17 protein-coding genes are annotated in these 25546 nt (G+C 59.4%); 12 read left to right on the forward strand and 5 right to left on the reverse strand.

Annotation, left to right across the window (positions count from 1 at the left end; translation table 11 throughout):
• The first annotated feature begins 62 nt into the window (after positions 1–62).
• The 6 genes from ftsH (at position 63) to ACWUI2_RS11635 (ending at position 9852) form a co-directional block, all read left to right on the forward strand.
• Positions 63–1958 carry an ATP-dependent zinc metalloprotease FtsH gene (ftsH, locus tag ACWUI2_RS11610; RefSeq protein WP_486983011.1) on the forward strand — a complete coding sequence of 632 codons (1896 nt, stop codon included), beginning with the start codon at positions 63–65 and terminating at the stop codon, positions 1956–1958.
• Positions 1959–2081: 123 nt separating this feature from the next.
• Positions 2082–5393 (forward strand): PAS domain S-box protein, encoded by a 3312-nt coding sequence (locus ACWUI2_RS11615; RefSeq protein WP_486983012.1) that lies wholly within the window; start codon positions 2082–2084, stop codon positions 5391–5393.
• A gap of 48 nt (positions 5394–5441) precedes the next feature.
• Positions 5442–5636, forward strand: a complete 195-nt coding sequence (locus ACWUI2_RS11620) for a hypothetical protein (RefSeq protein ID WP_486983013.1) — start codon at positions 5442–5444, stop codon at positions 5634–5636.
• Positions 5637–5718: 82 nt separating this feature from the next.
• Positions 5719–7317: a CTP synthase gene (pyrG, locus tag ACWUI2_RS11625; RefSeq protein WP_486983014.1), complete on the forward strand. Its 1599-nt coding sequence runs from the start codon at positions 5719–5721 to the stop codon at positions 7315–7317.
• A 6-nt stretch (positions 7318–7323) separates the two neighbouring features.
• Positions 7324–8118, forward strand: a complete 795-nt coding sequence (gene kdsA, locus ACWUI2_RS11630) for a 3-deoxy-8-phosphooctulonate synthase (protein WP_486983015.1) — start codon at positions 7324–7326, stop codon at positions 8116–8118.
• Positions 8119–8217: 99 nt separating this feature from the next.
• Positions 8218–9852, forward strand: coding sequence for a beta-ketoacyl-ACP synthase 3 (locus ACWUI2_RS11635; protein ID WP_486983016.1), 1635 nt, complete (start codon positions 8218–8220; stop codon positions 9850–9852).
• Positions 9853–9882: 30 nt separating this feature from the next.
• Here the strand turns inward: ACWUI2_RS11635 and ACWUI2_RS11640 are convergent, their stop codons facing one another.
• Both ACWUI2_RS11640 and ACWUI2_RS11645 read right to left on the reverse strand, forming a co-directional pair.
• Positions 9883–10317 (reverse strand): response regulator, encoded by a 435-nt coding sequence (locus ACWUI2_RS11640; protein ID WP_486983017.1) that lies wholly within the window; start codon positions 10315–10317, stop codon positions 9883–9885.
• Positions 10314–13001: a PAS domain-containing sensor histidine kinase gene (locus ACWUI2_RS11645; RefSeq protein WP_486983018.1), complete on the reverse strand. Its 2688-nt coding sequence runs from the start codon at positions 12999–13001 to the stop codon at positions 10314–10316. Before ACWUI2_RS11645 ends, ACWUI2_RS11640 begins: the two co-directional genes overlap by 4 nt.
• A 435-nt stretch (positions 13002–13436) precedes the next feature.
• Here ACWUI2_RS11645 and ACWUI2_RS11650 point away from each other — a divergent pair, with 435 nt between their 5' ends.
• Positions 13437–13595 (forward strand): hypothetical protein, encoded by a 159-nt coding sequence (locus tag ACWUI2_RS11650; protein ID WP_486983019.1) that lies wholly within the window; start codon positions 13437–13439, stop codon positions 13593–13595.
• Between the two features lie 18 nt (positions 13596–13613).
• Here the strand turns inward: ACWUI2_RS11650 and ACWUI2_RS11655 are convergent, their stop codons facing one another.
• A complete protein-coding gene (locus ACWUI2_RS11655; protein WP_486983020.1) occupies positions 13614–14903 on the reverse strand; it encodes an MFS transporter in 1290 nt (429 codons plus the stop codon).
• A gap of 1032 nt (positions 14904–15935) precedes the next feature.
• Between ACWUI2_RS11655 and ACWUI2_RS11660 the strand changes: the two genes are divergently transcribed.
• From ACWUI2_RS11660 to ACWUI2_RS11680, 5 genes are all read left to right on the forward strand, one after another.
• Positions 15936–16799 carry a hypothetical protein gene (locus tag ACWUI2_RS11660; RefSeq protein WP_486983021.1) on the forward strand — a complete coding sequence of 288 codons (864 nt, stop codon included), beginning with the start codon at positions 15936–15938 and terminating at the stop codon, positions 16797–16799.
• 61 nt (positions 16800–16860) lie between these two features.
• On the forward strand, positions 16861–17244 hold the full coding sequence (locus ACWUI2_RS11665) for a phasin family protein (protein ID WP_486983022.1): 384 nt from the start codon (positions 16861–16863) through the stop codon (positions 17242–17244).
• Between the two features lie 120 nt (positions 17245–17364).
• Positions 17365–19023 (forward strand): ABC1 kinase family protein, encoded by a 1659-nt coding sequence (locus ACWUI2_RS11670; protein ID WP_486983023.1) that lies wholly within the window; start codon positions 17365–17367, stop codon positions 19021–19023.
• Positions 19024–19433: 410 nt separating this feature from the next.
• Positions 19434–20570, forward strand: coding sequence for an IS110 family RNA-guided transposase (locus ACWUI2_RS11675; RefSeq protein ID WP_486981276.1), 1137 nt, complete (start codon positions 19434–19436; stop codon positions 20568–20570).
• A gap of 954 nt (positions 20571–21524) precedes the next feature.
• Positions 21525–22661, forward strand: coding sequence for an IS110 family RNA-guided transposase (locus ACWUI2_RS11680; protein ID WP_486981276.1), 1137 nt, complete (start codon positions 21525–21527; stop codon positions 22659–22661).
• A gap of 583 nt (positions 22662–23244) precedes the next feature.
• Here the strand turns inward: ACWUI2_RS11680 and ACWUI2_RS11685 are convergent.
• The gene (locus ACWUI2_RS11685) at positions 23245–24402 is read right to left on the reverse strand and encodes a Gfo/Idh/MocA family protein (RefSeq protein ID WP_486983024.1); all 1158 of its coding nucleotides are present in this window, start codon (positions 24400–24402) and stop codon (positions 23245–23247) included.
• Positions 24403–24431: 29 nt separating this feature from the next.
• Positions 24432–25427 (reverse strand): sugar phosphate isomerase/epimerase family protein, encoded by a 996-nt coding sequence (locus ACWUI2_RS11690; protein WP_486983025.1) that lies wholly within the window; start codon positions 25425–25427, stop codon positions 24432–24434.
• Between the last annotated feature and the right edge of the window lie 119 nt (positions 25428–25546).

Below are 25546 nucleotides of genomic sequence, written 5' to 3' on the forward strand. Positions count from 1 at the left end.
CGGACGGATACGATAACGGATGAAGGAGCCGATCCCGGTGGATGCGGCTCCGTCGAATCGTTATGGCCAATCATCCGGATCACGACCCGCAACATTCTTCGCCGCCCGCCCAGCCGGGGGCCGGCAAGGGCATCTTCGTTTGGCTGCTGTTGCTGTTGATCGTCGGCTTCTTCCTGCTTCGGCCGTTCGGCGGAGAGGAGGCGGAGACAGTCAATTACAACCGCTTCAAAACCGAGCTGCGGGAAGGAAACGTCCGGGAGGTGGTTCTGACCGGCAACGAAATCCAAGGCGAATTCGAATCGCCGATCGAGAAAACGGTTGGCGACGAGAGTGTGTCGGTCGAAGTTTTTCAAACCCGCGTTCCGGCGGTCGGCGACGACGAATTGCTCGCCCTGATCGAGCGGCACGAAGTGGAATTGGAGGTGCGGGCCGAGCCGGGAATGGGGTGGGGAATGATCCTCCTTTATATGACGCCGTTCCTCTTTTTGCTGCTGATCGGATTCTTCCTCTTTTCGCAAATGCGCAACCGCGGTCAGGGGATGCTTTCGATCGGCCAAAGCCGGGCGCGTTTGTTCGACAAGAGCAAGGCGCAGGTCGGATTCGACGACGTGGCCGGCACCGAAGGGGCCAAGGACGAGTTGCGCCATACGGTCGAGTTTTTGAAGAATCCGAAGCATTTCAAGCGCCTCGGCGGGGTGATTCCGAAAGGGGTGTTGTTGGTCGGACCGCCGGGCACGGGGAAAACGCTGCTGGCCCGGGCGGTGGCGGGGGAGGCGGACGTGCCGTTCTTCAGCACCAGCGGATCGGATTTCGTCGAGATGTTCGTCGGGATCGGGGCTTCCAGGGTGCGGAAAATGTTCGAGGAAGCGAAGAAGGCGTCGCCGAGCATCATCTTCATCGACGAACTCGATTCCGTCGGACGACGCCGCGGGGCCGGGGTCGGCGGGGGGCATGACGAGCGGGAGCAGACGCTCAACCAGTTGTTGAGCGAGATGGATGGTTTTGAGGAAAATGAAAACGTGGTGGTGATGGCGGCCACTAACCGGCCCGACGTCCTGGATCCGGCGTTGTTGCGTCCCGGTCGTTTCGACCGTCAGGTCACGGTGAATCTGCCGACCCGGCCGAGCCGACTGATGATTTTGAAAATCCATGCCCGCAAACGTCGCCTCGCCGAGGAGGTCGACCTGGAACGGGTGGCCCGGGCGACCCCCGGTTTCAGCGGGGCCGACTTGGAGAATCTCTTGAACGAGGCGGCCTTGAACGCGACGCTGGCCAATAAGGATTTGATCGAAAACTCCGACATCGACGCGGCCCGCGACCGGATCGTCCTCGGCCGGAAACGCGAAGGAGTTTATCTTAGCGAAGAAGATTTGAAACTGCTGGCGTATCACGAAGCCGGACACGCGGCGGTCAGTATTCTAAGTTCCACGGCCGACCCGATTGAGAAAATCACCATTGTGCCCCGCGGCCAATCGATGGGAGTGACCCAGCAATTGCCGGAGGAAGAGAAATACATCTATCGTCAGGAATACGTGTTGGACCATCTGGCGGTGATGATGGGCGGTCGGGCGGCGGAGGAGTTGGTCTTCTCGACGGCGACCAGCGGCGCGACCCACGATCTGCACCAAGCGACGAAGTTGGCTCGCAAGATGGTGGTGGAATACGGAATGAGCAAGGCCCTCGATCAGATGCACCTCGGCGACGGCGACCGGCAGGTTTTCCTCGGAGAGGAGATGTCGCACGCGCGCGAGTTCAGTGAAGCGACGGCGGAGAAGGCCGATGAGGAAATCCGGCGGATTTTACGAGAGACCTACGGACGGGCCCTGACGTTGTTGAAGGAACATCGCGCGGAACTCGACCAGTTGGCGCAGCGTCTGTTGGACGAGGAAGAAGTGAGTGGCGAAGAGGCGTTGAAGATTTTCGGTCGCGAACCGAAGCTCTCCCGCATCGCCGCTTGATTTGTCGTTCAGGTGCGACTTGTTCGTTGACCTCTGGCCAGTGCGGACCATAGTACCGAATCCGTTTCGGAGGTTCGGTCGACCGGCTTTCCGGGATCGGTGTGAACCAAGGCCGGGGGCCGCATGACAGAACGACGAAACAAGATTTTTTCGAGTGAGATCGATTGGGACGCTACTCCGTTGGGGCCATTGAAAAACTGGTCGAATTCGCTTCGTCAGGCGGCCGAAATCGTGATGGGGACGCATGCTCCCGCCGCGGTTTTTTGGGGGGCGGAGCAGGCGGCGGTTTTTAATGACGCCTATGCCGCTCTTCTCGGCGGAAAAAAGGAAAACCTGGGGAGGCCCCTCGCCTCGCTTTGGCCGGATGCGATGGAGGTTTTGGGGCCGGCCGTGGACAAGTGCCTCGCCGGGGAATCGGTCTTTTTGAAAGACAGCCGTTTTTTGCTCCGCCGTAACTCGACCCAGGAAGAAGCATGGTTGGATTGGGGATTGAGTCCTCTCCGGGACGACGATGGCGGAATCGCCGGCATGTTGCATCTGGCGGTAGAAACGACGGAGCGGGTCTTGGGCGAACGGCGCGAGAAATTTTTATTGGAGTTGAGCGATCTTTTGCGGAAGTCGGGTGAATTGGCCGCGACGATCTTATCCGTTTGTCGCCCCCTCGGCGAAGTTCTGGGCGCTGACGGGGTCGGTTTTTTTGTGATCGCCGACAAAAGCGACGACGCTGCGGCTGGAGCGGAATGGCATTCCGAGCGCCTGTCCGGTTTGGAGGCGAACCGCCATTGGGAGGCATTCGGCGCCGATTTTCTTTCGCGGCTTTCCGCAGGAGAACCGTTTGTGACGAATGATCGGGAGGCGTTGGATGGATCCGGGCAAGGCGTGGTGCGTGAAGTGCTTGGCCGCCTCGGGGCGCGGGCGGCGGTCTACGTGCCGGTGGTCGCGGAAAATCGATTGGTCGCGGTTCTCTACGCTCACCGAGCCGTTCCGCGGATTTGGCGGGATGAAGAGACGAGGTTGGTTCGCGAGACCGCCGACCGCGTTTGGACCGCGTTGCGTCGGCGCAAGACGGAGAGGGAATTGCTTTGGAGCGAGGAGAGGTTCCGCAGTTTGGCCGACGCGATGCCGCAGTTCGTCTGGACCGCGCAGGCCGATGGGACGGTCGATTATTTCAATGACCGGGTGAAGCAATTCGCAGGCTTTCGTTATTGCCAGGATGGGAATTGGAATTGGGAGCAGGTCCTCCATGAGGCGGATCTCGATGCGACGGTCAATGCGTGGCGAAATGCGACCGCCACGGGAGGAGCCTATCAGATTGAGCACCGATTGGTCATGGTCGACGGGTCTGCCCGTTGGTTCTTGAGCCGGGCGTTGCCGTCGCGGCATGGCGACCAAATTGCGAAATGGTATGGCACCACGACGGACATCGATGACTTGAAAAAGGCCGAACAGGTTTCGGATGCCACGGAAGCTTTCCGCGCGGAGGTTTTTGGCAAAGCTCCCTTCGGGATGTATCTGGTCGATGAGAACCTCCGCATGGTTGAAGTCAACGAAGGGGCCAAACCGGTGTTTCGCGGCGCGTCACGCTTGATCGGAGCCGACTTGAAGGAAGTTTTGGGAATGATCATGGAGAAGGAGGAGGCGGAAACGATCGCGCACCGCTTCCTCGTAACTCTTGACTCGGGGGAGTCGTATTTTGCTCCGACGTTCCGAGGAGCCCTGGCGGGGCATGAAGGGACGCAGTATTACGACTGGAGTATCCATCGGGTCACGTTGGCTGACGGAAGGCGGGGAGTGGTTTGCTTTTTCGTCGATGTTTCGGCCCATGCCTTGGCCCAGCAGCGGATCCAGGAAAGCGAGAAACGGTTTCGCGCGATGGCCGATGGCCTTCCGCTCATCGTCTGGGTGCACGATGCGAAGGGGGAACAGGAATTCGTCAACCGGACCTTTTGCGAGTTTTTTAAGGTGACCCGGGAGCAGATGCGCGGGGGAGAGTGGAAAATCCTGATGCATCCGGACGATGCCGAAGCCTACACCCGGGAGTTCGTTCGTTGTATCGAGCGGAAGTCTCCGTTCCACGCTGAAGTTCGGGTTCGCGACGGATCGGGGCGTTGGCGCAGGATCGAGTCCTGGGGGCGTCCTCGTTTTTCCGCGGATGGCGATTATTTGGGGATCGTCGGGACGAGCGCCGATATCACCGAACGGGCGGACGGGGAGCGGGCCTTGCGGGAGAGTGAGCAAGCGTTGCGTCGTTTCAGCGAGACTTTGGAGCATAGGGTGATCGAACGGACGGCGGAGCTTGAGGAGTTGACGGATCGCTTGCGCCATTTGGCGGCGGAATTGGCGTCGGCCGAACAGCGCGAACGCAAGCGCCTGGCGGCACTCCTGCACGACGATTTGCAGCAGTTGTTGGTCGCCGCCAACATGCAGATGGAGGTGCTTGAGCGCCAGGCGGCGGAGCCGGAGAGCAAGGAGGCGGTAAGGAAGGCGGCTGGTTGGATCGGCGAGGCGGTCGAGGCGGCGCGGGATCTCACCCGGCAATTGCGTCCGCCCACGCTTTACGAAGGCGGTTTGGTGCCGGCCCTCCATTGGCTGGCGTCGGAAATGAAACAACGGCACGACTTGACCGTGATCATCGAAGATAAAGGGAAAAGGCATCCCTTGAGTGACGACATCCGGGCTTTGCTGTTCGAATGCGTGCGGGAACTGTTGTTCAATGTCGCCAAGTATGCCGCGGTTGACGAGGCGAGGGTCTCGGTGGGCGAGACCGAAGGTTTTTTGGAGATTGCGATCGTCGATGACGGCCAGGGATTCCACGTAGATTCAATCGCCCGGCGGCGGCCGGTTGGAGGATTCGGCCTTTTCAGTATCCGGGAGCGGCTTACGGCATTGGGGGGATCGATGACGATCGAGTCTTCGCCAAGGCGGGGGACTCGGGTGGAATTGAAAATTCCGCTACGGGAGTCGCTCACGACGGGAATCACCGCGGACGTCGCCCGGTCGTTTCGTCCGGCGCCCGCCCGCGAGCAACAGCGGGCGGCCATTAGCACCGATCTCCGCATTCGGGTGCTGGTGGTCGATGACCACGCGATCGTCCGGGAGGGAATCGCCAATATCATCAATGGCGACCGGCGCCTGTTGGTCGTCGGGGAGGCGGCGGACGGCGCCATGGCGGTGGAGGCGGTCAAAGTGACTTCGCCCGACGTCGTGCTCATGGATCTGAACATGCCGCGGATGAACGGCATCGAGGCGACCCGCGAGATTCGGCGCGCTTTTCCGGAGGTGACAGTCATTGGATTATCGGTCCAGGACGATCCTACCACGGCCCGGTCGATGATCGAAGCGGGCGCCGCTGATTTTCTGCCGAAAGCGGGAGATACCGAGCGGATGATCTCGACAATTCTGGCGCTCGCCCCGGTCGAGGGATCCGGAGATTAGTAATCCGGGGGTTGAATCCGGTGTTCGGTTGCGGTATCACGGTCGGCGATGGGATGGGTGGGCCGATATTTTGGATTGTTCGAGGGAGAGCCGCTTTGGTTGATCCTGGTGGTCAGCGTGATATTTTTGGCGGGCTGCGTGGTGATCGCCGAAAAGATTTTTCGGTTCGGTCTATGGCTGATGATTGTCGGGGTGGTGGCCGCGCTGGTGATGCTGGTGGGCGGATGGTTTTTGTTCGCCTGATTCCGCCGCGGTTCCCGGCAAACCTTTCGGTCCGGTCCGACTTTTTCTTGTCATTTGCCAGAGATTCTCCTGATTACCTTTCATGAAGTATATTTTCCTGACCGGGGGGGTCGTCTCTTCATTGGGTAAAGGTCTAACGGCGGCGGCGTTGGGCGCTCTTCTGGAGCATCGCGGCTTGTCGGTGAAGATCCAGAAGTTCGACCCCTATCTGAATGTCGATCCGGGCACGATGAACCCGTTCCAGCATGGCGAGGTTTACGTGCTCGACGACGGGGCGGAGACCGACCTCGACTTGGGCCACTACGAGCGGTTTACCTCAGGAAAACTTTCCCGTTTCAACAACCTCACTTCCGGGCAAATCTACGAGTCGGTCATTCAAAAGGAGCGCCGGGGCGATTACCTCGGGGCGACGGTGCAGGTCATCCCCCATGTGACCAACGAGATCAAGGCCCGCATTTACGAGTCGGGCAAGGATGTCGACGTGTTGATCACCGAAATCGGCGGAACGACCGGGGACATCGAAGGCCTGCCGTTCCTCGAAGCGATGCGGCAATTTGCCCTCGAAGTCGGATCGCGGGACACCTTGTTCATCCACGTGACCTTGGTGCCATTCCTGCGGGCCGCCGGGGAGTTGAAGACCAAGCCGAGCCAGCAGAGCGTGGCGAAACTGCGCGAGATCGGGATCCAGCCGGACATCCTGATTTGCCGCTGCGAACATCCGTTGAACGACGAGTTGCGCCAGAAATTGAGTCTTTTCTGCAATATCCCGGTCCGGGCGGTGATCGAGGAGATGGACGTCGAGTTTTCCATTTACGAACTGCCGGTGCTGCTCCAGCAGGAGAAGTTGGACGATCTGGTCGTCGAACACCTCGCCCTCGACGCCCCGTTCCGTCCGATGAACGACTGGCTCGACATCCTGCGCCGCCTCAAGAATCCGGCCAATCAGGTCCGGGTCGGGGTCGTCGGCAAATACATCGAATTGCAGGACGCCTACAAATCGATCTACGAGTCCCTCACCCATGGCGGCATCGCCAACGATTGCCGGGTCGAGGTGGTCCGGATCGACGCCGAAACGTTGGAAGGAACCGACGGGGAAAGCCGTCTCGAAGGGTTGGACGGAATTTTGGTTCCGGGTGGCTTCGGTGACCGCGGAACCGAGGGGAAGATCATCGCCGCCCGTTACGCCCGGGAAAAGAAGATCCCGTACTTCGGCCTCTGCCTCGGAATGCAGGTGGCGGTGATCGAGTTCGCCCGCAACGTCGCCGGCTTGACCCGGGCCAACAGCACCGAATTCGACGCGGAGACGCCCGATCCGGTCATCGATCTGATGTCTGACCAAAAAGGTCTGCTTACCAAAGGGGCCAACATGCGCCTCGGCACCTACGCCTGCACCTTGAAGGAAGGAACTCTGGCGGCCAAGGCCTACGGCGAGAAGGAAGTGCGGGAGCGCCATCGCCACCGTTACGAATTCAACAACAAATACATGGCCGCGCTGGAAGAAAAGGGCATGGTCTTCTCCGGCATCAACCCCGACCGCTCGTTGGTCGAGATCGTGGAGTTGAAGGAGCATCCCTGGTTCGTCGCGGTGCAATCCCACCCGGAGTTCCAATCGAAACCGAACAAGGCCCACCCGCTTTTCGCCGCCTTCATCGAAGCCTCGCTCAAACATCGTCGGAGCTGATTCGCCGTGATCCACGATACCGAAAAACTGCTCCTGCTGGCCGGGCCGTGCTCGCTGGAAAACGAGAAGACCTGCCGGGCGGTCGCCGAAGTTCTGTCCGGGATCCGCGACGAACAACCGGAGTTGACCATCATTTTCAAAGGTTCCTTTGACAAAGCCAATCGGACGTCCCTCGCCGGGGACCGCGGGACCGGAATGGAGGCGGGGTTGGAACTGCTGGCGATGGTTTCGCGCGAATACCGTTTCCCGGTGGTGACCGACATCCACGAACGCGACCAAGTCGAGCGGGTGGCGGAGGTCTGCGACGTCCTGCAAATCCCCGCTTTTCTTTGCCGACAAACCGATCTGTTGTTGGAAGCGGCCCGATCCGGCCGGACGGTGAACGTGAAAAAAGGCCAATTTCTCTCGCCTGGCGACATGCGCTACGTCTGCGGAAAACTGGAAGAAGGAGGCGCCGCGGAAATCTGGCAAACCGAACGGGGCACCACCTTCGGCTACCAAAACCTGGTGGTCGACATGCGCGGGTTTCCGATCATGAAAGGCAACGGCCATCCGGTGATCTTCGACGCCACCCACAGCGTCCAACTCCCGGGGGGCGGCGGCGGAAAAAGCTCCGGCCAGCGGGAATTCGTGCCGCCGTTGGCCCGCGCGGCGTTGGCGGCCGGAGCCGATGGATTGTTTCTCGAAACCCATCCCGATCCCGACGCGGCCATCTCCGACGGTCCCAATATGGTGCCGCTGAGCGAACTCCCCTCGCTGATTGCAAAATGCGTCGAGCTGTGGAAACTCTGCCGTGGCTGACCTCCGGCCGCGGCGGCGGGATGAGCCGAAAGGTTGACCAATCCACTTCGGCGGCGTAGAACAACCGCTTTTGATCCGAGTGACACCAGGCAAACAAGCATGAGTTCCTTCATCATCGATATTCCGGTTCCTTCCATGGGAGCCACGGTCAGCGAGTTGACCTTGATCGACATTTTCGTCCAACCCGGGGCCGCCATCGCGAAGGGCGAACGAATCGCCGAATTCGAGAGCGACAAATCGGTTTTCGACTACGAAGCCCCCTGCGATGGCGAAGTGAAAAAGGTGTTCTGCCGCGCCGGCGACATCCTCGCCTCCGGCGGTCCGTTTCTCCGTTTGGAAACCCGCGATGGCAGCTTGAAACACCTGGCGGTCGACGACGTCGACGCCACTCCCGCCGAAACCATCGCCGCCGGTTCGGCCGACAGCATTTTGGCCGCCCCATCCCAATCGACAACCACCCCGGAGAAACAGTCCAGCGGCAACGGCGATGGCAACGGGCGGGCTCCGCGAAAGACGGCGGCTCCGGCCCCGGAAACCACTTCGACCCCGGCCCCGAAAGCTGGCCCGCTCTGGACGCCGCGGGCGGCCAAACTGGCCCGCGAAAACGGACTCGATCCCGATCAAATCACCGGCATCGAGGCAACCGGTCCCGGCGGACGGGTCTCGGGTGACGACGTGTTGGCCTATCTCCGCTCTTCCCAGGCCGCTCCGGAAAAAGCTCCGGCGCCACGGTCGGAGGCGGGAAAACCGGTCGACGAAACCGTCTGCGTGGCCGGGATCGGTTATGCGGTTCCGAAGACCATTCGGTCGAACAAAGAGATTTTGAAAGCCTTCCCGGACATGACCGAGGAGGAAATCATCCGGATCACCGGCATCGAGCAACGTTACTACGCGGGGGAAAACGAATCAGCCACCAGCCTCTCGACCATCGCCGTCGAACACGCGCTTCAACAGGCCGGAATGAAGGCGGCCGAGATCGACGGGATCATCGTGGCGACGATCCTCCCCGACCAACCGGTGCCGAGCGCCGCCAGCGCGCTGGCTCGGGCTCTGGGTGCTTCGAAGGCTCTCGCGTTCGATCTGAACGCCGCCTGTTCCGGTTGGTTGTATGCCTTGGAGGTCGGCCGGGCGCTGATTCAAGGCGGCAGCGCCGAAAAGGTTTTGGTGGTCACGGCGGAGTTGCTCTCGCGGATCACCAATCCGAAGGACCATGCCACCGCTTTCCTGTTCGGCGACGGCGCGGGCGCGGCGATTCTCACGGGAGCCGAAGGAGGCCACCGGCTGGGGCGGATGCAATTGAGCGGCGACGCCAAGTACTTCGACGCGATCCAACGCAGTGGCGGAGGAGCCCGGATGCCGTTGCCCGACCCGGCGAACCTCGACCTGTTTTACCTGTCGATGAACGGTCCGGTGGTGTTCAAACAAGCGGTGATCGCTTTTTCGGACATCATTGAGGAGACGTTGAAGCGCCAGAACATGACGGCCGACGACGTTTCGTGGATCGTGCCCCACCAAGCGAACGAGCGGATCCTGCGGGCGGTGAGCAAGCGGGTCGGCATTCCGTTCGAGAAGTTCGTGGTCACGATCGGTAAATACGGCAACACTTCCGCGGCATCGGTTTCGATGGCCCTCGGCTGGGCGGCCGAAGAGGAGATTTTCAACCCGGGCGACCGGATCATCTTTTGCTCGGTCGGCGCCGGATTCACCTTCGCCGGCGGATTGCTGGTCTGGTGACGAGGGTGTGGGCTGTTCGGGCGGGCGGCGTCAGTCGGTGACAAGCCATTGCGCGTGGAGCGTGGTGGCGAAGTCGATCAATTGGTCGATCCTGGACGGTTTCACGGAGTAGGCGGCGGCCCCAAGTTGTTCCGCGCGCGCGCGGTCGGCCGGGTGGTCCGAGGAAGAGAAGACGACCACCGGGATCGGGGGGAAGCTTTCCTCGGTCCGGATCCGTTCCAGAATCGTAAAACCATCCTGTTGGGGGAGGTTCAAATCGAGCAGGACCAAACCGGGGAGGGGATGCTTTGCGCGATCGGAGAAATCGCCTTCGCCGCGGAGGTAGGCCATCGCCCTTCCGCCGTCCGAAACGGTTTGGATCGGGGTGTCCAAGCTGGCCCGCTTGAAGGCGAGTTTCAAGAGGAGCACATCGTTTTCCTCGTCTTCGACGTAAAGAATGGGGGCACGGGAGGTTGGGGAAGTCATGGTGATAGGGAGGGAGAAGCTTTGTTCAATTCGATCCAGAACCGGCTGCCTTCTCCGGGAGATGATTCGACCCCGACCGAGCCCCGCATTCGCTCCACCACCTTTCGGACGAGGGCGAGGCCGACCCCCGTTCCTTCAATCTCTTTGCTGAGCCGTTGGAACATCGTGAAGACCCGCTCGTGTTGGTCGGGTGGAATTCCTATGCCGTTGTCTTCGAACCAAAGGCGAACGGTGTCGCCATGGTCTTCGGGCCAAACCTCGATCCGGGGAACGGTGTTGTCGTCGACGAACTTGATCGCGTTGCCGAGGAGGTTGGAGAAGCATTGGGTGAGGCCGGCGGCGTTGGCGATGACGGAGGGAAACGGCTCGCGAAGCTTAATTTCGGCGCGGGGTGATTGGAATTGTGGATACGATTCGATCATACCTCGCAGGAGTTTCGCGGGATCCACTGGTTCGAGAAGCAATTCGGATTGGATTGCCTTGGCGTAATTGAGGGAATCGGTGATGAGGTTATCCATCCGATGCGCCGCTTCGATGATGCGACGAAGAAAGTCGCGGCCCTCGTCGTCGAGTCGGTGCCGGTAATCCTCCTTCAGGATTTCGCTGAAGGCCTGCATCGCCCGCAGCGGCGCTCGCATGTCGTGGGTGATGGTGTAGGAGAAGTGTTCGAGTTCGGCCACGGTTTCACGGAGTCGTTCGGTTCGTTCGGCGACTGTCTTTTCCAGGGTCGCGGCGTGGGTGGCCAGGTTTTCCCGAGCTTCAGCGAGAGCGTCTTCCGCTCGTTTACGTTCGGTGATGTCACGGGTGGTGCCGGCAATCAATTCGACCTCGCCAGCTTCGTTGAACACGGGAACGAAGATGTAATCGTAAATCCGTTCGCCAAGGACGGCGTGGGGGAACGGGACCTCCCCCCGGATCGGTTTTTTGGTGGCCACGACTTGGTCGATCTCTCGTTCGTGCATCGTCGCATGCCACGGCTCGTAGCCGATCTCCAACAAGGATTTCCCGAGCGAATCTTCGAGGGTCCGGCCCCACATGTTCAATAAGGCCCGATTGACGAACGTGAATCGATAATCGAGGCTGAAGACATAGACCAAGTCCGGCGTGCTGTTGATGATGGTGTCGTAGAGTCGCCGTTCGCGGTCGGTTTTTTCGGTCAGGTGAGCCAACGCGGCTTCGGCTTTTTTCCGTTCGGTGATATCGGTGAAAAGAACCGCGACCTTTCGGTCCGCGGGAGTCCCGACTCGAAACGCGTAGAGGTCGAACCAACGGTTCATCGCCTCCGCGTATTCGACGAAGCGGGTCGGCTCTCCGGTAACGGCGACTTTTCCGTAGATCCCGAACCAGGGGCCATCGAAATCCGGAATGAGTTCGCGGATCGTTTTACCGACGGCATTCTTGATGCCTGTTTGCTTTTCAAAGGAAGGATTGACGGAAAGGTAGCGATAATCGATTGGGATTTCACCTTCGTCGAAGACCACCTCGAGAATGCAGAAACCTTCGTCGATCGAGTCGAAGAGTGTTCGGTAACGGGCTTCCGATTCGGTGATGCCCCGCCGGGCTTTCACTTGTTCGGAGATGTCTCGGAAATAGGCAACCACGCCGTTGCGACCGTCCGGGAGAAGGATGCGTTCAGTTTGCCATTCGTAGCACTCCGTGACTCCCCGGTCGGCCCGAACTTCTTCCATTTCACCCGAATGGTAGGCTTCACCCGTCTCCAAGGTGTGGCGGAAAACTCGGAGGATTTCGTCGGCCCGGGGGGACGGCCACACGGCCCGGGTGAGTTCTTCGAAGTCCCGTCCGATTACGCCGCCCGGAACTTCCGCTAAAGTTCGTTGGGCGATTGGGTTGGCGTGGGAGAGGCGGAAGTCGGCGTCGACCAAGTAGACGCCGAGCGGGGCGGCATTGAATAGGGTTTCGAATTGTTCGGCGCGGTGACGGACTTCCGCTTCGATGGTCTTTAGTTCGCTGAGGTCGTAGAAATAACAGACCAATCCCGGGCGGCCATCGGGGAGTGTGATTCGTTCGACCCGCCAATCGAACGACTCGGGGGCGGGATCATCGAGTCGAATTCCGGGAGCGTTGTGGGCGGAGTAAGGTTCGCCGGTTTCGAGGGTGCGACGGAAACGTTCCAGCCCGTTGCTTGCGTAGGGTTCTTTCCAGATCAATCGCAAAACTTCTTCGAAGTCCCGTCCGATCAAGGGATCGACGCCTTCAAAAACCTTCTTAGCGCCGTCGCTGATTTGAACCAGTTTAAAGTCGGAATCGATCAGATAGATTCCAAAGGGCGCTTTTTCGATCAGATGGCGGACGGTGTGGTCATGGTAGGCGACGGTTGCCTCGGCGGTGGACGGCGTGTCGCTTTCGGCGAGTTGCCGCCGGGAAAGAAAAGCGGTCAAACCGACCGAGGCGATCATCGCCGCGATTAGGAGCAGCCAAATGAAGAGAGGATGTTCCGCCGAAGCGGTGTCTCCGGTTTGGGTTGAGGCGATCAAGATTCCGATTCCGATCAATCCAAGTCCGGATGCGGCAAGGAAAACGCCGGGGCGCACGAGCAAGACCAACGGAAGCAGCGCCGCGAAAACCAACCAGGGAGCGTTCAGGAGCCCACCCGCCAAGAGGGAAACTCCAACGGCCGAGATCGCCAAAGCGGACTCCGCCGTCGCCGTCGAGTTGAAAGGCATCCGATTTCCCATGGGTTCAGGTAGGTTTAAAGGTTTGTTCCTCTTTCCGCAAGCCGATTGGAGGCCGGATAGCAGACGATTTCTTTCTTCTCCCTCAGGGCTCCCCTCGGGGTTTCCATAGGTTGGGAGGTAGTGCGGGAACGGGATCGGCGCTTCTTTTCGACTTTTACGTTTTATTGCGAGTTGCAGAGAGTTTGTTTGCGACCGGTCTGCAGGACCCTGATTTGATGCGACTTTTAACCCATTTCCGGTGTTTGTTTTTCTGAGAATAAAGGGAGAATTAAATAAGTATGACTTCCTGCCGCCCCTGCCTGAACTGGGATGCCGGAATCCAAATGAACAGATCCACCTTAGGCGGGGTCTAAATCAATAAAGGTCGCGTCGCTTCTCTCTGATCGTGGGTGGCCTCAAATCCTCAACCAAAGGTTTTAGAACATGGAAGAAAAAGATACCGCGACAATCTTCGCTCTCCTCATCTGTCTGATCGTTGCCGGCGCCGGGTTATATTTGGGCGCCAGCTCTTCGTCGAGTCAGGATTGGGAGCATAAGGCAACGATGCCCTCATCGCAGACCGGGCAAGTGTTGACCCGTTGAGCGTAGGGTTGGACGCCGTCAAAGCGCCCGCCGCCGGAAATTACGTTCGGCTTTGAGCGCGGCGATCCGACCGGCTTTCTCGTTCAAGGTCAGCAACGCGGCAAAGCCGATCACAAAAAAGATTCCGGTCGAGGCGACGATTACCGGGAATCGATCGGGGAAAAACGTTTCCCCCAGGCCGATCCAGCCGAGCGCCAGGATAGCGGAAAGCTTGTGGGCGAAGCCGTAAAATCCAAAAAATTCCGCCGCCTTGTGTTCCGGGCTCAATAGACCCACCATCGCCCGACTCGAAGTGCCGAGAGCGCCGATGCCAAGGCCGATGAAGTTGCCGACCACCCAGAACATCCATTCCCGGTCGGCGAAACCGACACAGACGATGGTGACTCCCCAAAGGAGAATGCAGCCGAGGATGAAGTTGCGGGTGCCGATGGAGTCTTGGAAACGGGCGGTGAAAATGGCTCCGATGATCGCGGTCACGGTCAGTTGGAGCACGAAAAGTCCCATTTTCAATTCGTCGAAGCCCAAGCTGCGCATCAAGGAGCCGGCGAACCAATAGACCGCCTGCATCCCGGCCAGGTAGACGGTCAGAATCGCGACGAAGCGGAACAACCATTGGTAATCGCGTAGCGACCGAAAAGTTTCGGCCAGCCGGAAAAATCCGATGGTGAAATAGGTTTGTCCGGGCGGCATGGTTTCCGGTTGTTTCTTTTCCCTCAGCCATAGGAAAGTTGGAATCGCGGCACCGAGGAAGAAAAGTCCGGCCCAGACGCTGACGATCCGGTAACCGGTCGCCCCTGGCCAGAGGGTGGTGATGATGACGGCTCCCGTCAGGCAAAGAAGCCCTCCGATATAGCCGAGGGTCCAGCCGAACGCCGAGACCCGCCCCATCACCCGGTGCGGGGCCAATTCCGGCAAAAACGAGGCGAGGAAGTTTTCCCCGGCGGCGTAAAACAAGTAGGCTAAAATGAATACGGTGATTCCGGCGGCGAGAGCGCCTGGCGGTATCAGTCCCAGCATGACAGTGAACACCACGCAACCGGCGTAGGTGACGAAAAGCAGTCGCTTTTTCGCCCCGGAGAAATCGGCCATTGCCCCGATGACGGGCGCGGCGAAAATAATCGCCAGTTGGGTGACGATCCCGCACATCGCCCACAAACGCCGTCCGAGCGAAGGATCGTCCTCGACGATGTATTCGACGAAGTAAACTTGGAACATGGTGGTCAGGATCACCAAAGTGAACGCCTGGTTGGCGAAATCGAACATCGCCCACCCGAAGACCTGTTTGTTCAGCCACTTCTGTTTTCGCATGGAGAAACAAATACGAAAAAGGGAAAAGACGGAAAGGCTGAAATGGAAAGGGACGAAACGAGCGGCTCGCTATAGCCGCGGCTTAAGCTCTGTCTCATCGAGTGAAAACTCGATGCTACGCGGTAGCATCCGGCTTTCGCCGGATGAAGGAGCGGCGCGCTTTGGCCGCCGTCGTTAGGTTGGCGGAGTTTGGGGACGTCCCCCGCGTCCGACGGTCTTCGGTTGAAGCACGAAGCTCCACTTATGCTCTGTTTCATCGAGTGAAAACTCGATGCTACGCGGTAGCATCCGGCTTTCGCCGGATGAAGGATCGGCGCGCTTAAGCCGCCGGCGTCAGGTTGGCGGAGTTTGGGGACGTCCCCCGCGTCCGACGGTCTTCGGCTGAAGCACGAAGCTCCACTTATGCTCTGTTTCATCGAGTGAAAACTCGATGCTACGCGGTAGCATCCGGCTTTCGCCGGATGAAGCCTCGGCGCGCTTTGGCCGCCGTCGTTAGGTTGGCGGAGTTTGGGGACGTCCCCCGCGTCCGACGGTCTTCGGCTGAAGCACGAAGCTCCACTTATGCTCTGTTTCATCGAGTGAAAACTCGATGTTACGCGGTAGCATCCGGCTTTCGCCGGATGAAGGATCGGCGCGCTTTGGCCGCCGTCGTTAGGTTGGCGGAGTCTGGGGACGTCCCCCGCGTCCGACGGTCTTCGGCTGAAGCACGAAGCTCCGGCTTATGCTCTGTCTCATCGAGTGAAAACTCGATGCGGCGGTAGCATCCGGCTTTCGCCGGATGAAGGAGCGGCGCGCTTTGGCCGCCGTCGTTAGGTTGGCGGAGTCTGGGGACGTCCCCCGCGTCCGACGGTCTTCGGCTGAAGCACGAAGCTCCGGCTTATGCTCTGTCTCATCGAGTGAGAACTCGATGCGGCGGTAGCATCCGGCTTTCGCCGGATGAAGGAGCGGCGCGCTTTGGCCGCGCCACGCGCCCTCGCCATTTGAAAATCGGGCGTTTCTCGGCAACGTTAAATCGGAAACGGAGAATGGACTATGAGGGGAATTCAGATGAAATGGCGGCGGTTGATCTTGGGGGCGGGGGTGGTTTCGTGCGCGCTCGGGGCGACCCCGACGCTGTTTGCGCAGCAGGAGGAGCCGGAGGCGGAAGAGCGTGTGGAGGCGGCTTCGCCGGAGGAAGTCCTGGGGCGGCTGGAGTGGAGGGGGATTTTGTCGTTTCCGGACGAGACGCAGATCAGTCTGCACGACCGGGAGACCGGCGAGAGTTTTTGGGTGCGGTTGCATGGGGAGCGCTACGGCATCGCCGTGACGGGGTACGATCCCGACAGTAACGAGGTCTTGGTTCGATTCGGGGAGGCGACGCGGACGTTGTCGTTGAGCGGATCCACCGCGGGCGGCGATCCTGATGCGGAGCCGACGGAGCCGACGGAGCAGACCCGGACGGCCCCGCCTCCCCTTCAGTTGATGGTGGTTGACGATGCCGAGACGGGAACTTCGGTCGAGCCGGTCGAAATGGTCGAAGGATCCGAGCTTTGGCGGGAGACGATGGCGGAATCGCCCGAGTTGCAGTCGATCGCCCGCCAGTTGAGGGAGCTCGAGGCGGAGCGCGAGGAAGTGCGGGAGGCGCTGGCGAATGTCGATCCGGAGAGTCTCGATCATGAGGCGGCCGCCGCCCGCGGGCGCGAGTTGGAGGAGGACCGGCGTTCGCTCATGCAATTAGCTTTGACGGAGCTGCGCAATTCCCCCAATCTCTCCAGCGAGCGGCAAGAGGCTCTGGCGGAAGAATTACGGGATGAATACCGCGCGGGAACACGGCTCGCCGAAAGAGATGGGGCGGATGACGATGCATCCGAAATCGATTTCGGCGGACGGGATCCGGATCTTTCGTCGGAACCTTGATGTTGCTCGATGCAGGCCTTAGATTAAGCGAAACGAAACCCGAACTGGAGAAGGAGTTATCATGTTGGAACTTTTGAAGAAAACGGTCTTCGCGGGCATCGGCGCCGCGGTCACTACGAAGGAACGTGTGGAGACGATGTTGCAGGAACTCGTCGAGCAGGGGAAGTTGACCCGCGAGGAAGCCGAACGGATGGCCGAGAAGATCGCCAAAGATGGCAAAGCGGAATTCGAGCGGACCCAGAAGGAGGTCAGCAACAATCTGGCCCAGATGTTCAGCCGAGGCGAATGGGTGGGCAAGGAGGAGTTCCGGAAACTCGAACTGCGGGTGAGCGTCCTGGAAGAAAAGGAGGCGGCGCGCGATCTGCATGATGTTTCCGGGGCTAAGACCGAAGGGGGAGTGAAGGCGCCTCCGCCGAAGGCTCCGCCATCGCCGCCGATGGCTTGAGGGCGTTCTCTTCCGGCACTCTTGTCCGACGCACCACGAGGGCCGCGAATCGGCCTCCGTTGCGCGTTTTCCCACGTTCGACTCTGACCTCCGACCTTCGATTTTCGGCTTTCTCTTCCCGTGCTGAATCCTCTCGACCTCTATAACAACGCGGTTCGCGCGAAGGAAATCGCCACCGTCCTGGCGAAGTACGGTTTCAACGACTTGTTGCAACAGTTGGACCGACATCCCGGGGTGATCCGGCGGATCGCTCCGAAGCCGAAGGAGCATTTGGGCGAGTGGGTGCGGCTGCGGATGGCTTGCGAAGATCTCGGGCCGACCTTCGTGAAATTCGGTCAGATTCTTAGCACTCGCCCCGATTTCATCCCGCAACCCTTGATTCTCGAGCTGCGGAAACTGCAAAAGGATGTTCGCCCGCACCCGTTCGAGGAGATGCGGGAAGTCGCCCTCCAGGAACTCCGGGGGCGGTGGGACGAGGTTTTCGAATCGTTCGACGAAACGCCGGTCGCGGCCGCGTCGCTGGCGCAGGTCTATTACGCCCGATTGAAGGGGACCGGCGAGGAGGTGGCCGTCAAGATCCAGCGCCCTCACATCCGCCGGACGATCGAGTCCGACCTCGACATCCTCGGCTGGTTCGTCGGTCAACTCCACCAGCGGGTGGAGACGCTCAAGCCTTACGATCTGCCGTCGATTTTGCAGGAATTACGGACGGCGATCTTCAAGGAACTCGATTTCCGCAACGAAGCCCGCAACATGCGATTCTTCAACGTGGAGAACGCTTTTCCCGAGCAGGTGTTCGCTCCGGCGGTGTTCGAGACGCTGACCACGGAACGGATGCTGGTGATGCAGAAGGTGGCCGGCATTCGTATCGACGAAGTGGTGACAACCGGAGGAGACCCGAGGAAAGTCGCCCGCGACGGGGCTCGTTCGTTGTTGCACCAAGTATTGATCTCCGGGTTTTTCCACGCCGACCCGCATGCCGGTAATCTGGCGCTGACTCCCGACGGACGGATCTGTTTTTACGATTGGGGAATGGCCGGTCAATTGACCCGCCGGATGCGGTATCATCTGGCCGATTTGTTCATGGCCGCGCTTGACCACGACGCGGAGCGGATCGTTCAAATCGCCGCGCGGCTGTCTTATTCCAGCAGCCGGACCGATATGAAGAAGATGGAGAAGGAGATCACCTTCACCCTTCGGGAGCACCTTGATTTGGCGGGGGAGCGGGCGGAAATCGGTCCGTTGGTTTTGAGGTTGTTCTATATCTTCGGCAGCAACGGGATCGATGTGATGCAGGATTATTCGTTGATGGCGAAGGCGGTGCTTTCGATCGAGGAAATGGCGGAGCAACTCGACCCGGAGTTCGACATCCGGGAGGCGGCGGAACCGATGATCCGGCAACTGCAACGCGAACGGCACAGCCTCCGGGTGCTTTTGAAGGACGCCGGTCTGGCGGTGGGCACGGCGGTTCAGTTGATCAAGGAATTGCCCGCGGAGTGCGAACGGATCCTCCGCCGGATCGAGAACGATGACCTCACCGTCAATTTCCACCACAAAGGGCTGGAGAGTGTCAGCGACTCGCTCAATACCGCGAGCAACCGGATCACGCTCGGGGTGATCATCGGCTCGCTGTTGATCGGCTCGTCGCTGATCATCACCACCGGCATCCAGCCCTACCTGTTCGGATTCCCGGCGATCGGGATCGTCGGCTATCTCTTGTCCGCCGTATTGAGTGTTTGGATCGTCATCGACATCATCCGCCACGGACGACACCGATGAGAAGAAAGGATGGATTATGGGTTATGAATTATGAATGAGGGATGATAACCCTTCCCGCCGTGGGGCGTCTGTCCTGTTGGAGTTCCGGCTTTAGTCGCTTCAGTCATCCGGCGAAAACTCGATGCTACCGCGTAGCATCGAGTTTTCACTCGATGAAGCAGAGCTTAAGCCGGAACTTCGTGCTTCAGCCGAAGAGCGTCAACTTCGGCACAGACGGCGCCTGAAGCGCGCCGCTCCAGTCATCCGGCGAAAGCCGGATGCTACCGCGTAACATCGGGTTTCACTCGATGAACCAGAGCTTAAGCCGGAACTTCGTGCTTCAGCCGAAGACCGCCGACCTCGGCAACGACGGCGGCTGAAGCGCGCCGCTCCGGTCATCCGGCGAAAGCCGGATGCTACCCGTAGATAACATGAGGGCGACAAGTGGGAAAGAATTCTCCAACATGTCGCCCGATATGAATAACCAATCGAAAAATAACTTCTCCAAATTGATTAACGGAATCGTCTCGTCCAATGGGCAGGAGGTCAAGCTCGGGATCGATCTTCATGCCCGCGATGGCGTGGCTTGCCTACAGGTGGACGGCAGCTTGCCGCAACGCCCGTTGCGCTTGAAGCACGAGGAACTGGTTCGCCTCGTTGGCAAGTTAGTGGCCGCCGACCTGAAGGTTTATGCCTGTTATGAGGCTGGTCCTTGCGGCTATGGATTATACCGCCAGCTCACCGAATTGGGAGCCACCGTTTTCGTGGTTGCCCCGGTGAGCCTGGCGGGCGGACGCAACCAAAAGACGGATAACCTTGATGCGCGGGGGCTGGTCGACCAACTCGACCGCTATTTGCGAGGCAACAAGAAGGCCTTCACGGTCATTCGTGTGCCAAGCCAGGAGGAAGAACAGGCGCGGGCGAGATCACGTCTGCGCGATCAGATCAAGAAGAGCCGGAGTGGATGGGAGGCACGTGGTCGAAGCGCGTTGCTGGCGCAGGGATTCCACGTGAAAGGCCGTTGGTGGGGGCCGCGCAAATGGAAGGATCTCTGTCTCGAATTACCCGAGTATCTGGTCCAGCAACTTGAGGTAATGCGTGAGATTCTGCTGAAGCTCGACGAGAAGGAAAGGGCCATCAAAAAGGAACTGGTCGAGGAGGTTAAACAGCCTCTGCCGGTCGGAATCGGAGCCCTGACCTGGGTGATGCTCCTGCGGGAGATCTGCGACTGGGGACGGTTTAAGAACCGGCGTCAAGTGGCCGGCTTCGTCGGATTATGTGCCGGGGTTCACCAAAGCGGAGGATCCTCCCGGGATCTGAGTATAAACAAGCACGGCAATCCGCGAATACGCGCCCTGTTAATCGAAGCGGTCTGGCGCATGGTGCGATGGCAACCCGATTACCCGCCCGTGCGCGAGTTGGTCGAGAAGCTTGTCAGCGGCCGGTCTCGGCGCAAGATCGCGGTCGCGGCCGCCCGCAAGCTCGCCATCGATCTGTGGCGGTTGGCCACCGGTCAAACCACGCCTGAGAAGCTCGGCCTGAGGATGCCCGAGGTTGCAGTCGGCTGAGGGCAACCAACTTCCCTTTTTGTTCTTTGATCTTTTTGCCTGAAGCGAACCCGATTTCGGAGTGGAGCGCGCACGTTTCGATGCTTGGACTTTCATCCGTTCCTGTAGATTGTGCCGCTTGCTCCGTCCCTCTTTTCCTCCGGCCTCGCCGGGGGTCGCATAAATTATAATGCGCTGCCTCTAAGGCACGCGCGGATAGCAGTTTGTCCCCCCGGCCAGTTCGAGGGGACCGGGGACGAGAGACATTCCTTTCCGGGGGCAACTCCAAAGGCCAAAAGATTGGGGCTCATTGCCGCCCCCAAACCCCCGCTAGGGGAACTAAGGTAAGAAAGCAGATCTTAAGAATGTCCTAAGAAAAATAAATCAAACAACGGTTTCATTTTCCGCTTGTCACGAAACCCTCATAGCAGCATCGAGTTTTCACTCGATGAAACAGCGCTTAAGCCGGAACTTCGTGCTTCAGCCGAAAGCCGTCAACTTCGGCACACACGGCGGCTAAAGCGCGCCGCTCCAGTCATCCGGCGAAAGCCGGATGCTACGCGTAGCATCGAGTTTTCACTCGATGAAGCAGAGCTTAAGCCGGAAGTTCGTGCTTCAGCCGAAGAGCGTCAACTTCGGCACAGACGGCGGCTAAAGCGCGCCGCTCCAGTCATCCGGCGAAAGCCGGGATGCTACCCGTAGCATCGAGTTTTCACTCGATGAACCAGAGATTAAGCCGGAACTTCGTGCTTCAGACGAAGACCGTCAACTTCGGCACTGACGGTGGCCAAAGCGCGCCGCTCCAGTCATCCGGCGAAAGCCGGATGCTACCGTAGCATCGAGTTTTCACTCGATGAACCAGAGCTTAAGCCGGAACTTCGTGCTTCAGCCGAAGAGCGTCAACTTCGGCACAGACGGCGCCTGAAGCGCGCCGCTCCAGTCATCCGGCGAAAGCCGGATGCTACCGTAGATAACATGAGGGCGACAAGTGGGAAAGAATTCTCCAACATGTCGCCCGATATGAATAACCAATCGAAAAATAACTTCTCCAAATTGATTAACGGAATCGTCTCGTCCAATGGGCAGGAGGTCAAGCTCGGGATCGATCTTCATGCCCGCGATGGCGTGGCTTGCCTACAGGTGGACGGCAGCTTGCCGCAACGCCCGTTGCGCTTGAAGCACGAGGAACTGGTTCGCCTCGTTGGCAAGTTAGTGGCCGCCGACCTGAAGGTTTATGCCTGTTATGAGGCTGGTCCTTGCGGCTATGGATTATACCGCCAGCTCACCGAATTGGGAGCCACCGTTTTCGTGGTTGCCCCGGTGAGCCTGGCGGGCGGACGCAACCAAAAGACGGATAACCTTGATGCGCGGGGGCTGGTCGACCAACTCGACCGCTATTTGCGAGGCAACAAGAAGGCCTTCACGGTCATTCGTGTGCCAAGCCAGGAGGAAGAACAGGCGCGGGCGAGATCACGTCTGCGCGATCAGATCAAGAAGAGCCGGAGTGGATGGGAGGCACGTGGTCGAAGCGCGTTGCTGGCGCAGGGATTCCACGTGAAAGGCCGTTGGTGGGGGCCGCGCAAATGGAAGGATCTCTGTCTCGAATTACCCGAGTATCTGGTCCAGCAACTTGAGGTAATGCGTGAGATTCTGCTGAAGCTCGACGAGAAGGAAAGGGCCATCAAAAAGGAACTGGTCGAGGAGGTTAAACAGCCTCTGCCGGTCGGAATCGGAGCCCTGACCTGGGTGATGCTCCTGCGGGAGATCTGCGACTGGGGACGGTTTAAGAACCGGCGTCAAGTGGCCGGCTTCGTCGGATTATGTGCCGGGGTTCACCAAAGCGGAGGATCCTCCCGGGATCTGAGTATAAACAAGCACGGCAATCCGCGAATACGCGCCCTGTTAATCGAAGCGGTCTGGCGCATGGTGCGATGGCAACCCGATTACCCGCCCGTGCGCGAGTTGGTCGAGAAGCTTGTCAGCGGCCGGTCTCGGCGCAAGATCGCGGTCGCGGCCGCCCGCAAGCTCGCCATCGATCTGTGGCGGTTGGCCACCGGTCAAACCACGCCTGAGAAGCTCGGCCTGAGGATGCCCGAGGTTGCAGTCGGCTGAGGGCAACCAACTTCCCTTTTTGTTCTTTGATCTTTTTGCCTGAAGCGAACCCGATTTCGGAGTGGAGCGCGCACGTTTCGATGCTTGGACTTTCATCCGTTCCTGTAGATTGTGCCGCTTGCTCCGTCCCTCTTTTCCTCCGGCCTCGCCGGGGGTCGCATAAATTATAATGCGCTGCCTCTAAGGCACGCGCGGATAGCAGTTTGTCCCCCCGGCCAGTTCGAGGGGACCGGGGACGAGAGACATTCCTTTCCGGGGGCAACTCCAAAGGCCAAAAGATTGGGGCTCATTGCCGCCCCCAAACCCCCGCTAGGGGAACTAAGGTAAGAAAGCAGATCTTAAGAATGTCCTAAGAAAAATAAATCAAACAACGGTTTCATTTTCCGCTTGTCACGAAACCCTCATAGCAGCATCGAGTTTTTACTCGATGAAACAGAGCTTAAGCGGGAAGTTCGTGCTTCAGCCGAAGACCGTCAACCTCGGTCTTTGAGTCGAGGTGGGGACCGTCTAAGGGCGGGACTCCAACAATTGCGTTATGAATTATTACTGACGGAGTTGAGCTTCATAACTCGTAACTCATCATTCATAATTCTCTCCGCATCTTGGTCCACTTTTGGGTGGATTTGGCGGATTTGACGGCGGTTTCGATGAAGGCCATGCCGAGGAGGCCGTCGTCGGCGTTCGGGAAATCGTAAGTTTTTGGTTTGCGGCCCGCGATGGAGTCGGCGATGGCCCGGGCGGCTTCGCGGTAGATGTTGGCGAACGCTTCAAGAAATGCCTCCGGGTGGCCGGGGGGAGTGCGGCAGGCGGCAAGGGCCTCTTTGGCGAGATAGCCGCTTCCCCGAGTCAGGATCTGGTCGGGTTTGTCGTTGAGTTTGAGTCGAAGTGTATTCGGTTCTTCCTGACACCATTCGAGTCCCCCTTTTTCGCCGTAAACACGGATGCGCAGACCGTTCTCCTCGCCCGCGGAGATCTGCGAGGCGTAGAGGATCCCCTTGGCGCCGCCGTGGTAGCGGATCAGGAGGTTGGCATCGTCCTCGAGTTTGCGTCCGGCTCCGAAGGAAGTGAATTCCGCGCAGACCGCGTCGATTTCGAGACCGGTGATGTAGCGGGCCAGGTTTTCGGCGTGGGTGCCGATGTCGCCGATGCAAAGCGAGGCGCCGGCCTGTTTCGGATCGGTCCGCCAGGAGGCCTGTTTTTGCCCCGATTTTTCCGGGGAGTCGAGAAGCCAGCCTTGGGGATACTCGACGACAACTTTCAGGATCTTTCCGATCTGCTTTTTGGCCACCATCGCCCGGGCCTGCTTGACCATCGGGTAGCCGGTGTAGTTATGGGTGAGGGCGAAGATCCTGCCCGATTTTTGCACCAGTTTCCGCAAGGCGCGGGCCTCTTTGAGGTCGAAGGTCATCGGTTTGTCGCAAACGACGTGGAACCCGGCCTTCAGGAAGGTGCTGGCGATGTCGAAATGGGAGTTGTTGGGGGTGACGATGCTGACGAAGTCGATTCGCTGATCGTCCGGCAACGCCGCTTCCTTTTTCGCCATGGTGGCGTAATCTGGATAGACCCGGTCGGGATTGAGGAGAAGTTCTTTGCCGGAGGCCTGGGAGCGTTTGGGATTCGAGGAAAACGCCCCCGCCACCAGTTCGATTTGGTTGTCCAAGGCGGCCGCGATCCGGTGAACGCCTCCGATGAAAGCCCCTTGGCCGCCGCCGACCATTCCCATGCGAAGTTTTCGGTTCATAACTGGATGATGTAAGTGTGGTAGTTGATTTATTTGCGTTCGAAAGCGGCGTCGAAAGCGAGGTTGCTCGGTTGGAAATCGATTGCCTTGACGTATTCGCAGGATTCACGGGCGCCGTGGAAGCGTTCCATGCCGCTGTCCTCCCATTCGACCGAAAGGGGGCCGGTGTAGCCGATCCGGTTGAGGGCGCGGATGATTTCCTCGAAATTGACCTCGCCCCGGCCCACGGAGCGGAAGTCCCAGCCCCGTCCGGCGTCGCCGAAGTCGAGGTGGGAGGCGAGGATGCCGGATCGTCCGTCGAGGGTGCGGATGGCATCCTTCATGTGGACGTGATAGATGCGGTCGGGGAAAGAGCGGATGAATTGCACCGGATCGACGAATTGCCAATGGAGGTGGCTCGGGTCGAAGTTGAAGCCGAAGGATTCCCGGTTATCGAGGGCTTTGAGGGCGCGTTCGGCGGTGATGATGTCAAACGCGATTTCGGTTGGATGAACCTCGAGGGCGAAGCGGACGCCGCATTTGTCGAACTCGTCGAGAATCGGATTCCAGAGTTCGGCGAAACGGGCGAAGCCGGCTTCGATCGTATCCTGGCCGACCGGGGGGAACGCGTAGAGCATGTGCCAGATCGGGGAGCCGGTGAAGCCGTTGACGACCGAAACCCCCAGGTTTTTGGCGGCCCGGGCGGCTTGTTTCATGGTTTCGATGGCCCATTCCCGTTTTTTGTCGGGATTTCCCCGGACTTCCGCTGGGGCGAGAGCGTCGGAGCGGGCGTCGTCGTTGAGATCGCAGACGAGTTGTCCGGCCAAATGGTGGGAAATCGCGTGCAGTTGGAGCCCGTTCTTCTCCATGAACGCCCGTTTTTCGCGGCAGTATCCGGAATCCTGGGATGCTTGCGCGACGTCAAGATGATCGCCCCAGCAGGCGAGTTCGAGGCCGTCGTAGCCCATTTCCTTGGCGGCGGGGGCGAGTTCGGCGAGCGGAAGGTCGGCCCATTGGCCGGTGAAGAGAGTGACAGGTCGTGACATGTGAATAGGAACAAGCGTTAAGTGTTATGGAGCTGCGATTTGTAGCAGCGGACCGTTCGGGAGGCAAGGGAATTTCCGGTTGTAGGGGCGGGGCGGGTTTAATCAGAAGTGGTGGGATT

The sequence above is a fragment of the Verruconatronum alginivorum genome (assembly GCF_056590205.1).

Bases quoted from the DNA above. Each gene is read 5' to 3' on its own strand.
- ftsH (WP_486983011.1), top strand. From the start codon at position 63: ATGGCCAATCATCCGGATCACGACCCGCAACATTCTTCGCCGCCCGCC.
- ACWUI2_RS11615 (WP_486983012.1), top strand. From the start codon at position 2,082: ATGACAGAACGACGAAACAAGATTTTTTCGAGTGAGATCGATTGGGAC.
- ACWUI2_RS11620 (WP_486983013.1), top strand. From the start codon at position 5,442: ATGGGATGGGTGGGCCGATATTTTGGATTGTTCGAGGGAGAGCCGCTT.
- pyrG (WP_486983014.1), top strand. From the start codon at position 5,719: ATGAAGTATATTTTCCTGACCGGGGGGGTCGTCTCTTCATTGGGTAAA.
- ACWUI2_RS11635 (WP_486983016.1), top strand. From the start codon at position 8,218: ATGAGTTCCTTCATCATCGATATTCCGGTTCCTTCCATGGGAGCCACG.
- ACWUI2_RS11640 (WP_486983017.1), bottom strand. From the start codon at position 10,317: ATGACTTCCCCAACCTCCCGTGCCCCCATTCTTTACGTCGAAGACGAG.
- ACWUI2_RS11645 (WP_486983018.1), bottom strand. From the start codon at position 13,001: ATGCCTTTCAACTCGACGGCGACGGCGGAGTCCGCTTTGGCGATCTCG.
- ACWUI2_RS11650 (WP_486983019.1), top strand. From the start codon at position 13,437: ATGGAAGAAAAAGATACCGCGACAATCTTCGCTCTCCTCATCTGTCTG.
- ACWUI2_RS11655 (WP_486983020.1), bottom strand. From the start codon at position 14,903: ATGCGAAAACAGAAGTGGCTGAACAAACAGGTCTTCGGGTGGGCGATG.
- ACWUI2_RS11660 (WP_486983021.1), top strand. From the start codon at position 15,936: ATGAGGGGAATTCAGATGAAATGGCGGCGGTTGATCTTGGGGGCGGGG.
- ACWUI2_RS11665 (WP_486983022.1), top strand. From the start codon at position 16,861: ATGTTGGAACTTTTGAAGAAAACGGTCTTCGCGGGCATCGGCGCCGCG.
- ACWUI2_RS11675 (WP_486981276.1), top strand. From the start codon at position 19,434: ATGAGGGCGACAAGTGGGAAAGAATTCTCCAACATGTCGCCCGATATG.
- ACWUI2_RS11680 (WP_486981276.1), top strand. From the start codon at position 21,525: ATGAGGGCGACAAGTGGGAAAGAATTCTCCAACATGTCGCCCGATATG.
- ACWUI2_RS11685 (WP_486983024.1), bottom strand. From the start codon at position 24,402: ATGAACCGAAAACTTCGCATGGGAATGGTCGGCGGCGGCCAAGGGGCT.
- ACWUI2_RS11690 (WP_486983025.1), bottom strand. From the start codon at position 25,427: ATGTCACGACCTGTCACTCTCTTCACCGGCCAATGGGCCGACCTTCCG.